We start from the raw sequence: 13,108 nt of genomic DNA on the forward strand, positions 1-13,108 counted from the left end.
CAGGATGATCTGAAGGGTCTCGAGAAGGAGAAGAGAAAGGAGCGAAAAACAAACGCACAGCTCCGGGCTGTATCTCTGGAACCCGATATCCCGGATGAGGATCTCACCCGCCTTATCGTCAGGATGCTCTCCCATTACCGGGATAACCATGCAACCATCAACCGGATGATCTATGTCTGCATGCTCGGCAGCGCCAGCATCTTCCTCCTTGGAACCCTTGCGAGCCTTGAGTTCTTCCAGCTCACCTCAACCAGCCTCACCTTCACAATCGGCCCGGGGATCCTGCTCCTGCCTTCCCTCCTCATCACAACAGCAATAGCGATTGTCAGCCTGATCTCCTCGATCTACTTCCACCGGTTCGCAAAAGTCTGGGACGAGCGGATCGATGAGATCGATCACTCGGCAGCTCTCCTGAAACAAACACTGGAGAATGATGGACAATGATCCGGGAGGCCTCAGAATGACCGGACGGCGGACAGCGTACGAGATCTACTGGGAGATCCTGGTCTTCTGCAGAAAGCCGCAGTCATTCACCGGCATCATCAACCGGTGTGACCTTAACTCAAAGACCGGACAGGAGTACCTGGCATTTCTCATGGAGAAGAGCTACATCATCGAGGAACATGAGGGAGATAAGCGGCGGTACCTCTCGACAGACAGGGCAGAAGAGTATATCTCGCTCTTCAACTCGCTCTACCGGAAGCTCTTTGATTCTGCTCCGGCTTTCAAGCTGTGAGCAACCCGCTCTCAGAATTTGCAGATCCCCTCCACCTCCTCCCTGCTGTACCTCGGCAGGATCACGTCTGTCTTCCCCCTCGCCTGCCTGACCCTGAGATCGATAAGCCCGAGATCTGCCAGATTTTCAAGACGATCCATGAAGATCGAATATGCAATCTCCTCTTCTTCGATCAGATTGCCATACAGCTCACCTGAGATCAGGCCCCCGCCGCCTCTCTCTTCCAGCAGGTGGACCCGGAGGAGGATGGCACGTTCCTCTTCAGACAGCCCCTGTACCTTCTTCTTCAGGTGCAGCAGCCGGGCATCTCCATAGGCAAGGAGAATATCCTCCCTGAGCACCGCCCCTCTCCCCTCGTGTTCAGCTCTCAAAACCGACCTTTTCAGGAGATCGAGACCGATCCTGAGATCGCCTGCCATCTCCGTCTTGCTGACGATCTGATCCAGCACACCTGATGAGATCACGCCTGGTAGAACCCCCTCCCGCACCCGGAGGAAGAGGATCTCCCTGATCTCCTCTGCCGTGTAGGGGGGAAACGGGATCTCCTCGGAGCAGATAGTTAAAGAGACGGGCAGATCAACTATCCTCGAGAAGTCCAGCTGCATATCGCTCGTGGTCGTGATCACAGTGATTTTGCACTCCGGGAAGTCCAGGTGCATCCTGAAAAGTGAGGACAGGACCTCACCCACAGCATCATGCTGCACGAGGTGCTGGACATCATCAAGACAGATGAGAAGGATACTGGTTCTATCAGGAACAGCCTGTGCGATCGCACTCACAAGCTTTTCTGCCCGAATACCCGTTCTGGGTGGCTTCTTCCCGAACAACCGGGCATAGATTCCGTAATAGATAGCAAAAGGTGTCTGATCGGTCTGGCAGTTCAGGTAGATCGGCACGATTCCGTCGGTCTCCTCCTCAATCTCCCTGAAGAGATGCTTTACACTTGTTGTCTTCCCGCACCCGGATGGTCCCCGGCAGATAACATGTACCAAAGATGCCTCCTCCTGTCCCTGGCGGATCCAAAAAGCGAGCTCCGCAAGCTGGCTTTCCCTGAAGAGCACCTGATCCGGCATATAGTCAAACTCAAAGAGTTCCGGGTTTGTAAAGAGGGTCTGGTCAGAGAGGATGAAGTGCGGTACCATCTGGATCAAGGATGGTGAAACAGGCATAAGAAATGAAAGGGGTGGAGGGTGAAAGTGAAACACAGATCACATTGCCCAAAACGATACCGGAAGATCCCGGATCACCGGATCTGGCAGAGATGCCAGTGTGCAATGATCACACTGACGATGGTGAGCAGAATGGCGAAGATCACTGCTCCTGTCCAGTCGACGGATCCGATAAAGCCATAGGTAACCAATGCCCAGAGCAGGCCGCCGAGTATGCCGATGATGCAACCTTTACATCGGACCGGCTTTCGCATGTGGCTACATTCTGTCTTCGTATATATATCTCCTTGCCATCTTTTGATACACCAGTTAACGGTGATTCAACAAGATGACAGAATCAGCCAGTATTGGAGTTTATCACTCTCCGGAAACGGATGGGATCACCCCTGCCGTTCACCCGCCTACACCCGTGAGAGCCTCAGGATCAGCACCCAGATGATCAGAAAGAGGCAGAGGGAGATGGCGATCAGTACAGGCTGGCTGATCGCATAGGTGATCCCGGCAACCACCACCCCGGCGGCAACAAAGATCAAAACCGTTGCATAGAACCCCGGCCGTATATCAATCCTGCTTCCGGTATTGATGCTGCCTGCATATTTTCTGTCACTGAATGGCTTGAATGGCATCAGCCCGCTCCGGGTGCAGCAGTCTTCAAGGAGATGGAAGATCCCCCCGGTAAAGAGTCCGAGGAAGAAGAAACCGATGATGATGTTCCAGAATCCCATGAGATAGAGGACGGATCCGATCAGGAGGGTGAGGATCAGGGTATACACAACCACTCCCGGCAGCGTATGCATCGAGCCACGGTGAGCGGAGTTAAAGGGTTTTTCGAGAACCCTGTACACCAGCTTTGTTATCGGGATGACGATCGGCCGCATGATGAGGCTGAAGACGCGTGCGATACCATCCATGTAGTGGAGTTTTGAATCTGTTGCATCGGTATCGGGAAGGAGTGATCCGATGATCACCCCTGCGGTGAAGATCGCTACTGCCACCGGATGGATGAGCAGCCACGGAGCTGCAAGAAGGAGGGCGCTCCCCGTACTGATGGCGATATGGTCTTTTCCACGCATTCGTATACCAGAATGCTCTTGTATTTAATAAGGGTACACGCCCGGAGGGCGAAAGTATTCCGATCAGACAGAAAAAGAAGGAATCTGGCTGGTCCTCACAGGAACACCCGGCTCAGGTGTTCATCTCTTCCCGCTACTTCTGTCCGAGGGCACCGTGCAGGAACCGGGATATTTTGTCAAAGATTGAAGGCTGCGGTTCGGTATGGGTTATAGCCTCATTCTTCTGCACCACATTCTCTTTTGGGGTGCTCTGCGTGGCCGGTCTATCTGCTGTGTGCATGTAGGAAACATGCACAGGAGCCTGTTTCCCAAAATCCCCACCCCTCACATACTCACGGCTATAGATGTCGGGTTTTCCTGTTCCACGAAAGCTCAATTGAGATCCTGATTTTCCATATTCACGGCTGTAGATATCCTGTTGTAATCCGCTCTGGCTCATACGTGTTACTGGATTTACTTCTTTATAAATATTATGCAATCCCTTATCAAAAGGCTGTTTACATATTAATAAAAACAAATGTATCTCCTCTGTAGGTGGATTTTGGAGATGCAGGGGCTATCGGAACGATTATCCCCGGTGAATAGCAAGAAATGGGTATGCAGATCAGGACCAAAGATGCATCAGTACCAAATTATACCCTCCTTCTCATCTCCATCTCCCTTGCAACGTTCATGTCGGCTCTTGACGGCACCATCGTCAATATCGCTCTCCCGACGATCTCAGAGATCTTTTCTCTTCCGATGACCTCAGTGAGCTGGGTCGCGACGATCTACCTCCTCGTCCTGACGGGCTGTGTCCTCATCTTTGGAAAACTCGCAGATCGGATCGGCTTTAAGATCGTCTTCATCACCGGATTTTTCATCTTTACCCTCGGCTCTTTTGCCTGCGGTTTCTTCCCTGAACTCTTCAACTCATATGGCATCCTGATCGGATCCCGCATCATCCAGGCAATCGGGGGGGCGATGATCGTATCGATTGCGCCGGCTCTTGTTGCGGCATTCTTCCCGATGAAGATGAAAGGAAAGGCCCTTGGGCTGATCACGATGTTTGCTGCACTCGGGGCAGCCGTCGGTCCTGTCATGGGGGGGATGCTGACCCAGTACCTCTCCTGGAACTGGATCTTTTATATCAATCTCCCGGTAGGATGCCTCGCGATCCTGCTAGGCATGTACTCCATCCCGGCAACACCTCCTGCACTGAAGACGCTCTCTGCCTTTGATCGCCTCGGTGCAGTCCTGGTCTTTATCGGGATCGGCTTTTTGATCTATGCCGTAAGCCAGGGGGCATCGGTTGGGTGGACCAATCCGCATATCCTTGGTGCAGCAGCTATTTCGGCTATAGCCCTGATTTCTCTCCTCTTCCATGAACTCAGGATACCAGATCCCCTCATCGATTTCAGGCTCTTCACCAAACGCAACTTCCTCATTGCCAACCTGATGCTTGCCCTGACATATTTCCTCTTTGCGGGCGTCAACTACATCCTTCCGTTCTTCCTTGAGATCGTCCGCGGCCTCGATCCATCACGGAGCGGGATCATCCTCACTGCACTCTCAGGTGCGTTGATGGTCAGCGGCATCCTCTCGGGGATATTGATCAACAGGTATGGCAACCGGAGACTCTGTATCCTCGGTGCTTTAATCGTCTCTCTCGGATACCTGATGTTCATCATCTTCTCGACTGATATCTCAATCTCGTACATTGTCCTCTCTCTGGCTGTCCTTGGATTTGGGCTTGGATTCCTGGTATCTCCTGGCACAAACATGATTATGGGCATGGCATCCCGGGACAGGCACGGCATGGTATCAAGCCTCCTCAATGTCGAGCGGTTCGGCCCGATGACCCTTGGGATATCCTTTGTCAGCATGCTCTTCATCCAGGCGATCGTGTCAGTCGGGAAATACCGTAATGTCACCACATCCTCTCCAAAGGATCTGGTTATCGATGCCGTTTCCACGGGCTTTGATCTCGTCTTCCTGGTGATCTTCCTGATCTCGCTTGCAATACTCGCACTAGCCATCCTGAGCAAAGATGAGATCCACCCTGATAATGTGGATAGCGACGAGCCGGTCATCGTCGGGGTATAATCCTGAAGGATCCTTTTTTTCCCTCTCCTAATCGTTAAAAAAGGGTTAATTCACGGAGTAATTCGCCTCAGAGTCTCCGTTCCATCATCACAAAGGAGATCCCATGCTGCAAAAAGATCGGGTGATCGGGCACATTCCCTTTCCCGCAGGCAAATCCCGCCTTCAGAAAGAATGGCACCGAGGTATTCCTTGCGATTGTATGGATAGCCTGGAACCCTTTACCGGACGCATATGCAACCAGGGCTTCAATGAGCATCGTGCCACACCCCTTATCCTGCTCTTCCGGGAGTACTGCAATATGGCGGATCTCAAACTTGGATGAAGATCCAAAAATGGCGACAAGACCGCCGGTCACAACTCCGTCTTTCATGACAACACATTCATATTCATGGCAGATTTCTCCACTCTCCATAATCTCTCCTCCCCCGGTTCTGGCGAATTCGCGGAATGTCCGTGGAAGTCCAAGAGGTTTCCAGAGCACCTCCCAGAGGAGGCTGTCAAGGTGTTCCGATTCTTCCTGTGTGGGGGTGGTAATCAAGGTAATATGTGGAGTCATGCATGAGAAAACGGAGTTTCAATTCAGGTATTTCTAAAAGATAGACAATGAATCTATCGTCTATCACGAATAATACTTATTCAGGCATACAATGGCGTACAGATTTGCGGCCCGGATGGGGAAGACGCCCCGGTCATTCATCAGGGAGATCCTCAGGGTAACGAAAGACAGATCCATCATCTCCTTTGCGGGCGGACTTCCAAATCCCGCTCTCTTTCCAGTAGATGCCATCAAAGAGGCTGCGATCGATGTACTGACAGAAAAACCCACAGAGGCTCTCCAGTACTCAACAACAGAAGGCTATCTTCCCCTCAGGGAATGGATATCAGAACGATACCAGAAACGTGCCGGGCTATCCATTCCACCGGAAAATATCCTTATAACAAATGGATCCCAGCAATCCCTCGATCTCATAGGAAAGATCTGTATCGACAAAAAAAGCCCTGTTGCCATCGAGAAGCCCGGATACCTCGGTGCAATTCAGGCATTTTCACTCTATGAACCTCAATTTCACCCTGTCGGGCTCGAATTGGACGGGCCTGATATCGCCTGCCTCGAGGAGATTGTCAGGAGATACTCGCCACAGATCTTCTATGGGGTTCCCAATTTCCAGAACCCATCAGGCATCACCTACTCAGATGAAAAGCGCCGGGAAGTCGGGGAGATGCTCTCAGGCACCGACACTCTCTTCATAGAAGATGATGCATATGGAGAACTCAGGTTTAGGGGAGACGATCTTCCCCTTGTACACCAGTTCCTTCCGGAGAATGGTATAATCCTGGGTTCATTCTCAAAAATTATCGCTCCGGGGATGCGAATGGGCTGGATTGCTGCACCGCAGGAGATATATGAAAAGCTCATCACCGCGAAACAGGCCTCAGACCTCCATTCAAATTACTTAAGCCAGCTGATCATTCACCAGTTTCTGGCCTCCCATGATATCGAATCCCATCTCCGGCTGATCCGGGACTCATATCGAAGGCAGCGGGATTGCATGGTGAAAGCAATGGAGGAGTTCTTCCCGCAGGAGGTCACGTTCACCCGCCCGGACGGCGGTATGTTCCTCTGGGCAACCCTGCCGGATGGCATCTCATCGATCGATCTCTTTGAACTCGCGATCCGGAAGAAGGTGGCATTTGTTCCGGGGAATCCTTTCTACACTGATGGTGGTGGCTCTTCATCTCTTCGATTGAATTACTCGAATGCAGATCCTGACTCTATAATTGAAGGCATCCGGCGGCTTGGAGAAGCAATGAAAAGCCTGATCGGGTAGGTCCAGGGGTGCATGCTCCCTATGGCGTATTTTGTATTAGGGTATATCACAGAAGGCCTGATTCAGGATCCTCGGGTGCGTCAATCCGGTTTTCTGTCTCCCCGCCCCCAACCTTGCTCGTCTGTGAGAGATTGGCTGCAAGCAGGCTGAGAAAGAGCGATCCCGTGATTGCACCGTCATCCATCTCTCCACTTGCTGCCATTGGGAGATCCCTCTCCATCAGCTCCCGGATTATCCCGACTGAGAGGTGTATCTGATCCACCCGGGACGCGAGATCAAAGATCTCCCTCGCATCCACTCTCATTGAACTCAAAATCAGCCGTCTGCCTGCCCGTCTCAACTGGCATCTCAGGGTGGGACGATCGATCAATCCCATTTCAGCAGAAGAATTGAGCTCTTCAGCCTCCTCGCCCGCAGATCTGACATCCTTGAAGAGATATGTCATCAGACCGCCGGACTCGTCGGATCCGGATAAGATAAGGCGATCTCCCCATGTGAAATGATCGGTGAGATAGGTGGGGCTGTCATACCTGCTGCTCTCATAGGGCAGCGGATAAATAAATGGTAATCCACTCTCCTGCAACGGGGCGAGCTCATCACAATCGGCATCCCCACAACCGCCCATCTGCATCATCTCCTCCGGATTGATGAGGAGGATTATCTCGTGCGGCTCCTCTTCACGCATCGCCACTGAAAGCACTGTCAGGGCAACCACGGAGAGATCACAGGGCGGTTCCGGCAATCTCTGTACCATAATGGGGATGCCTGAATCTTCCTCGATGATGAGGATGGCTCCATATATCCTGAGTGGATCAGTGGGAGTGCCTGCCAGAGTGAATGGATAGGCGATCCGGCGGGCACCTGTTGAGAGAAAAGAAAAGATCGCCTGCTGCCCGCCTGTATTACTGCCGATGAGTGAACGAACCTGGCAGGGTACACCGGATATGGGAACAGGGGATGCCCGGATGCCCTCTCCGGAAGATTCGGTTTTGCTCGTAACCGGGGGTTTATGGCCAGTTATTGGAATGAGTGCTGCATAGATCTCCTGCCCGCATTCCGGGAACGCTTCTTTCAGGCTTAAAAGAAGTGCCTCTTCTTCCTGAAGTGGCTCATCCGGAGATGTAGCGTCCGGGTAACCCTCGTCTGCTTCCAAGGGGATGTGCTGAATGGGAGCATCTGAAGGTTCCACGATCCACGTAACTGCCTTCCTCTCCTGCCTCTTCTTCGCACCTTTTGGGATCAGGCCCTCCTCCTCAGTCAGTCTCCCGATATAGCTACTCACTTTCCGGGGGGATTTGGTGGTGCGATCATATCTGCTTGTTGAATGGTAGACATAGGGTTTACCTGAGATGTACTTGATCTCAAGGCATTTCACTCCCTTCTCCCGCTCTCTTCTGAGCCAGGCAGATACCCATTCATCCATCATCTTCTCTTTAGGGATTATGTGTATATAGATCTTTCCTCGTCCCTGCAGGGGGCCTGGATCAGGCATCTCTCTGAAAATGTAACGATTGGGGCGGATTCCCCTCATCCCTCGTGCAGAAACCGGGAGCAATCATGGGAGTTTCTTCTCCATCCCTGCCGGGCATCTATGTATATATCAATGATGAGGATCAACTGTACCGTGAAGGCATCCCGGGGAGCAGCTCACATATGGTATTCAACCGCCTTTTTGGAGTAAATATTCAGAACCTCGCGGAAAGGGGAAAATTCGATCGGATCTCCGCAATGATCAATCAGGATGATCCCGAAGTAAAACTTGAAGCAGTATCTGTACTCGCAGCCTTTGGAGGTGAAGCATACAAACACCTCGCTGTCACTCTCTCGGAACTCATATCCCCAACCGAACAGACGCAGCTCGTGCGTGAAGTCTACTTCATGCTTGCAGACGATCCCGAGGCCATCGTCAGGTTTATCCTGGTCTCCCCGGAAAATATCCGGACTATACTGAGGAAATATATCATATCCGAAGGGAAACCTGACCTCTTCACCATCCATTCACTCTCAAGGAGAAAAGATCCGGATCTCAGGCAGGCGGCTATTGCCACCGCCGACACTCTTGGAAAGGAGGGGTTCGATATTATCTTATCCGGGCTCTTTGACCGGGATACGGATGTGGCAGCCGAATCCGCATCCATTCTTGAACGTCGCGATCTCGTTCCTGATACTCCAAAAGAAAGGGCACAGTACCTCTATGTCAGAAAGAAGTGGAATGAACTGGTCCATATCGGGAAGGCAGGCACACCAATCCTCCTCCGTACACTTAAAGATGGAGATCAGCCGACCAGGCGTGCTGTCATCAAGGCCCTTGGAAAATCAAAAAATCCCGAGATGTTGCTTGTCCTCCATCGATATCTCGGCGATCCGGATCCCCTGATCGTCGGCGATGTAGTTGCGGCAATAGCCGAGATTGGCGGTCCTGAGGCTGAAACCACACTTGAAAAGTGCCTCAATGCACGCTATCCCCTTATCCGCATGGAAGCGAGCTGGGGTCTCCAGCGGATGGGCTGGAAACCAAAGAACGATCAACAGCGGGTCATGTCTCTCCTCGCCCGGGAGGACTGGGCCGGGCTTGCTGGTATGGGAAAGAACGCAATTCCGGCACTGATCAATGCACTCAGGGAGACTCACTCTGCGGTTCGTGCAGGTGCAACCGAGACCCTCAGGAATATCGGGCCAACAGCAATCCATGCACTCCGCCAGGTGGCAGCATCTTCAGACCCGCTCCTTGCGAAGGTGGCACGGAACGCACTTGCCGAGATCGAGAAGAAGAACCAGCAGTTAATGGCAGATTCACATGCAAAGCCGGTCGACAGCAGGAAGTATAACGATGAACTTGCTGCTTCCCTCAAGGCACGTGAAAGCTTCAACAAGGTGCGAAAACAGTCGGGGAAGCCCCAGCCGGCAGTGCGTGAAGAGGCGGTCAAACCTCCGGCTCCGGATCTCTCAAAGAAAAAGTATGCCGACGAACTCGCGGCATCGGTAAAGGCGCAGGAAGAGTTCAGGAAACAGGTTCCGCAGAAGCCGTTTCAGGTTACTGAAAAGCCGGTTCCTGTTCCGGAAGCGGCCAAAAAGGATCTCGAAGTCAATGACATCATCCTCAAAGGCCTCAATGAGGCGCTCAGGAAGATGTATGGGGATATCGGCCCCCGCGTCCCGATGGGTGATGAGGTTGAGATCAAACCGAAGAAGGAGGCCGAGGATGATGTCGCCCTGACAGAGAGTTCGGTTAAAGCCGACCCCGCTCCAGAACCTCTACCCATTCCAAAGAAGGAAGAAGAGGAGGAAGAGCCCGAAGAGAAGGATAATTTTGATAAGCTTGTCGCCTCTCTCTCTGATCGCGATACCAATATCCGTATCTCTGCCTGCTATGCCCTGCGGCTCTACCGGGAGCGGGCTGTTCCCCCGCTCATCCGGGCTCTCCACGATCCCATTGCCTCGGTGAAGGTTGCCGCGATCGAATCGCTCGGAGAGATTGCAGATCCCGAAGCCAAAGAACCCCTGATGGGCTGCATCAGGGATGATGAGCCTGATGTCCAGATTGCCGCTGTTACAGCCCTTGGTGGCTACATGGATGATGACGTCATTCGCATGCTCGTCACTCTACTGGGACACGATCACTACCGCATCATTACCGCCGCCTCCGATGCCCTGGTGAAGATCCGGTATCCGGCTCTCCCGGTGCTCGCTGGCGCATTGAATCATACCTTCATGCGGATACGCACCAATGCCGCTGCCACCCTTGGGAAGATGGAAGATCAGGATGTCGTTCCGATCCTGATGAAGTTCCTTGAGGATCCCTCTGAGGAGATGCGGGTTGCTATTGCCAAGGCGCTTGCACGTGTCGGGTACCCCGCACTCCGCCCCCTTGCCGAGATGGTCGTTGGCGGTTCACGCCTCCAGAAACTGACAGCCCTCGATACACTCGGCAGGATGAGCGAGGATGAGGCAACTGCTGCCATCCGTCCGGCACTAGGAGATCCAGATCAGGGTATCAGGATCTTTGCACTCCAGATGATCCGGAAAAGGGAATCACTTGCTCTCTGGAGGAGTGCATGGGCAGAACAGCTGGGAGGGGCTGTGCCAAAGCCAAAAGGCATTCCCAAGCTGAAGAAAGATGATAAAGAGCTGTACGAGCAGAGCGGTGGAGAGCAGGATGTCCATACTCTCATCCAGGGGCTGAAAGACAGCAATCGCAATGTCCAGTTTGCAGCAGCAATGAAGCTCACGGTCATGGGAAGGCCGGCAATCGAGGAGCTCTTAAAAGCAATCAAGGGCGAATCTCCCGAGATCAGGGCGCTTGCAGAAGAGGTTATTGGTGAGATGCGCGAAGTAGCAGTCGAACCGCTCCTTGATGCATTATATGATGAGAGCTCGGTCGTCCGTGCGATAGCGGCACGGAACCTCGGGCGTATCGGTGCAAAGAAAGGTTTTGATAGCCTCCAGAGGGCTTTTGAGACCGAACAGGATACGGAAGTCAGGGCGATCATCGTCGAGGCTCTCGGCTACATCGGCAGCGGTGAGGTGGTGCCGACACTGAAGCGGGCACTCCATGACCGTGACGAGGAGGTGAGGCTGGTTGCAGCCCGTGCCCTTGGATATATCAATGACAGCTCTGCTGTGGAAGCACTCATGAGCGCTCTTGACGATAACGACACCCGTATCGCCGAGGCAGCACTCACTGCCCTGAAAGATCCGGACGGCACCCCCCAGGAGCACCTTGTCAGTGCGATGAGGGATGCGGGAGGTTTCCGGAACAAGAGTATCTCAAGTGCCCTCACCTCAATCGGCTGGAAACCTGAGACAGAGGAGGAAGAGGTCTGTTTCCTCATCTCAGAGAACCGCTGGTTTGATATCGAGAAGATGGGTGCATGTGCCATCCAGCCGATCGTTGATACGCTTCAATCAGGGACCCTTGAGGAGCGGATCGAGGCGATCAAGACGATCTCCCATATTGGCGGTTCCGCCGCCGTCGGTGCACTTATCCCCCTCCTCTCTGACGAGCATATCATGGTCCGGAAGAAGGCTGAGTATGCATTGGTTGATCTTGGTGAACTCTCACTTGAGCCCCTGAATGCCTTAATCGGCGAGGAGAAGGGTCCTCTTGATAAAACCATCCAGAGGATCCAGAAACAGATCGAGTCAAAGCGCCTCACTGAGGGCGGCCCAGCCGGTATCGGAGAGACAGATTTCGATATTGCAGAAACAGGAACAATCGAATCTATCCTGTCAGGCGCTCCTGTCTTCGAAGAATCATACCCTGTGCCCGGCTTATCTGATGAGGCTGCCCCCGGCTATGCTGATGCCGAAACTCCTGAAATCCCGGCTGATGCATCTGACGAAACTCCCGGAATCGCTCCGGAAGAGATGCCTGGGGAAGCGTCCATCTCTGCTGCTGATATCCCGCCTGAAGCGGATGAATCACCTGAGCCATCTCCTGATGATGCCATGACAGAAACCCCGGAGACAACTCCCTTCGAAGATGACGATGGCATCCCCTCTGTTGACGACATCTCCTTTGAGATGGATGAACCCCTTGAACTCTTTGATACTCCATCCGCCGGGGAGGGATCTGAGCCACTGAGTCCGGCGTCACCTGAACGCGATACCGGAATCTCCGCTCCGGATGAATCTTCTCTTGAGATGGATGAATCCCCTGATGCCTCCAAACCTTCTCCCGAGGCAGAAACTCCCTCTCCCGGAGTTCCCGAAGGGAAGAGAAAGGGCTCTCCTGAAAATGAACGCGAAGAGGAATAAATGGAGGAAGACTCCGCTTACCTATCCTCTTCTTGTAACGACTCTTCCTGCGAGAGCCCGATCCAGAGCGTGTAGCAGAGGATGATCATCACGATCATGAAGGGGAACGCGGCGGTGATCGCCATCTTCTGGAGGGCATCAAGTCCCCCTGTCAGGAGGAGGGTGATCGCAACCGTAGAGAGCGAGAGTCCCCAGATCACTTTCTTATAGAGTGGCACTGCCAGGCTTCCGCCGGTGGTGAGGGAGCCGAGGACAACCGTTGCCGAGTCCGCCGAGGTGATAAAGAAGATCGAGAGGAGCATAATGGCAATCAGGGAGAGGACTCCGGCAAGCGGGTAGTGTTCAAAGAAGACAAAGAGTGCAAGCGATACATCCTCTCCGGCAACCGAGGCGAGATCGACGCCCCTGTTCAGCTGGAGGTAGAGGGCTGATCCCCCAAAGACCGAGAACCAGATGAAG

At 53.1% G+C, this 13,108-nt stretch carries 12 protein-coding genes; 5 read left to right on the forward strand and 7 right to left on the reverse strand.

Features of this window, described 5'->3' with window-relative positions; genetic code table 11:
• Together QCH34_RS00860 and QCH34_RS00865 are read left to right on the forward strand one after the other, a co-directional pair.
• Positions 1-444 (forward strand): hypothetical protein (locus QCH34_RS00860; RefSeq protein ID WP_300328523.1); only part of this gene is annotated, 444 nt, incomplete at its 5' end.
• A gap of 16 nt (positions 445-460) precedes the next feature.
• The gene (locus QCH34_RS00865; RefSeq protein WP_300328525.1) at positions 461-736 is read left to right on the forward strand and encodes a winged helix-turn-helix domain-containing protein; all 276 of its coding nucleotides are present in this window, start codon (positions 461-463) and stop codon (positions 734-736) included.
• An 11-nt stretch (positions 737-747) separates the two neighbouring features.
• On the opposite strand, the gene QCH34_RS00870 is transcribed toward QCH34_RS00865, so the two are convergent.
• The 4 genes from QCH34_RS00870 to QCH34_RS00885 all read right to left on the reverse strand — a co-directional run bounded on the left by QCH34_RS00870 (position 748) and on the right by QCH34_RS00885 (position 3,417).
• Positions 748-1,878 (reverse strand): AAA family ATPase, encoded by a 1,131-nt coding sequence (locus tag QCH34_RS00870; protein ID WP_300328527.1) that lies wholly within the window; start codon positions 1,876-1,878, stop codon positions 748-750.
• A gap of 101 nt (positions 1,879-1,979) precedes the next feature.
• A complete protein-coding gene (locus QCH34_RS00875) occupies positions 1,980-2,159 on the reverse strand; it encodes a hypothetical protein (RefSeq protein WP_300328530.1) in 180 nt (59 codons plus the stop codon).
• 147 nt (positions 2,160-2,306) lie between these two features.
• Complete coding sequence (locus QCH34_RS00880) at positions 2,307-2,978, reverse strand: metal-dependent hydrolase (RefSeq protein ID WP_300328533.1); 672 nt, start codon at positions 2,976-2,978, stop codon at positions 2,307-2,309.
• Positions 2,979-3,111: 133 nt separating this feature from the next.
• On the reverse strand, positions 3,112-3,417 hold the full coding sequence (locus QCH34_RS00885) for a hypothetical protein (RefSeq protein WP_300328535.1): 306 nt from the start codon (positions 3,415-3,417) through the stop codon (positions 3,112-3,114).
• A gap of 158 nt (positions 3,418-3,575) precedes the next feature.
• On the opposite strand from QCH34_RS00885, the gene QCH34_RS00890 reads away from it, so the two are divergent.
• Positions 3,576-5,063 carry an MFS transporter gene (locus QCH34_RS00890; protein ID WP_300328538.1) on the forward strand — a complete coding sequence of 496 codons (1,488 nt, stop codon included), beginning with the start codon at positions 3,576-3,578 and terminating at the stop codon, positions 5,061-5,063.
• A 67-nt stretch (positions 5,064-5,130) separates the two neighbouring features.
• Here the strand turns inward: QCH34_RS00890 and QCH34_RS00895 are convergent, their stop codons facing one another.
• Complete coding sequence (locus QCH34_RS00895) at positions 5,131-5,619, reverse strand: GNAT family N-acetyltransferase (protein WP_300328541.1); 489 nt, start codon at positions 5,617-5,619, stop codon at positions 5,131-5,133.
• Positions 5,620-5,710: 91 nt separating this feature from the next.
• Between QCH34_RS00895 and QCH34_RS00900 the strand changes: the two genes are divergently transcribed.
• Positions 5,711-6,892, forward strand: coding sequence for a PLP-dependent aminotransferase family protein (locus QCH34_RS00900; RefSeq protein WP_300328546.1), 1,182 nt, complete (start codon positions 5,711-5,713; stop codon positions 6,890-6,892).
• Between the two features lie 46 nt (positions 6,893-6,938).
• Here QCH34_RS00900 and QCH34_RS00905 read toward each other — a convergent pair whose 3' ends face one another.
• Positions 6,939-8,318 carry a hypothetical protein gene (locus QCH34_RS00905; protein WP_300328551.1) on the reverse strand — a complete coding sequence of 460 codons (1,380 nt, stop codon included), beginning with the start codon at positions 8,316-8,318 and terminating at the stop codon, positions 6,939-6,941.
• A gap of 131 nt (positions 8,319-8,449) precedes the next feature.
• On the opposite strand from QCH34_RS00905, the gene QCH34_RS00910 reads away from it, so the two are divergent.
• Positions 8,450-12,649 carry a HEAT repeat domain-containing protein gene (locus QCH34_RS00910; protein WP_300328555.1) on the forward strand — a complete coding sequence of 1,400 codons (4,200 nt, stop codon included), beginning with the start codon at positions 8,450-8,452 and terminating at the stop codon, positions 12,647-12,649.
• Between the two features lie 17 nt (positions 12,650-12,666).
• Here QCH34_RS00910 and QCH34_RS00915 read toward each other — a convergent pair.
• A partial coding sequence (locus QCH34_RS00915; protein WP_300328560.1) for a BCCT family transporter occupies positions 12,667-13,108 on the reverse strand: 442 nt, incomplete at its 5' end.

The organism is Methanocalculus sp., assembly GCF_029762515.1.
Taxonomy (GTDB): domain Archaea; phylum Halobacteriota; class Methanomicrobia; order Methanomicrobiales; family Methanocorpusculaceae; genus Methanocalculus.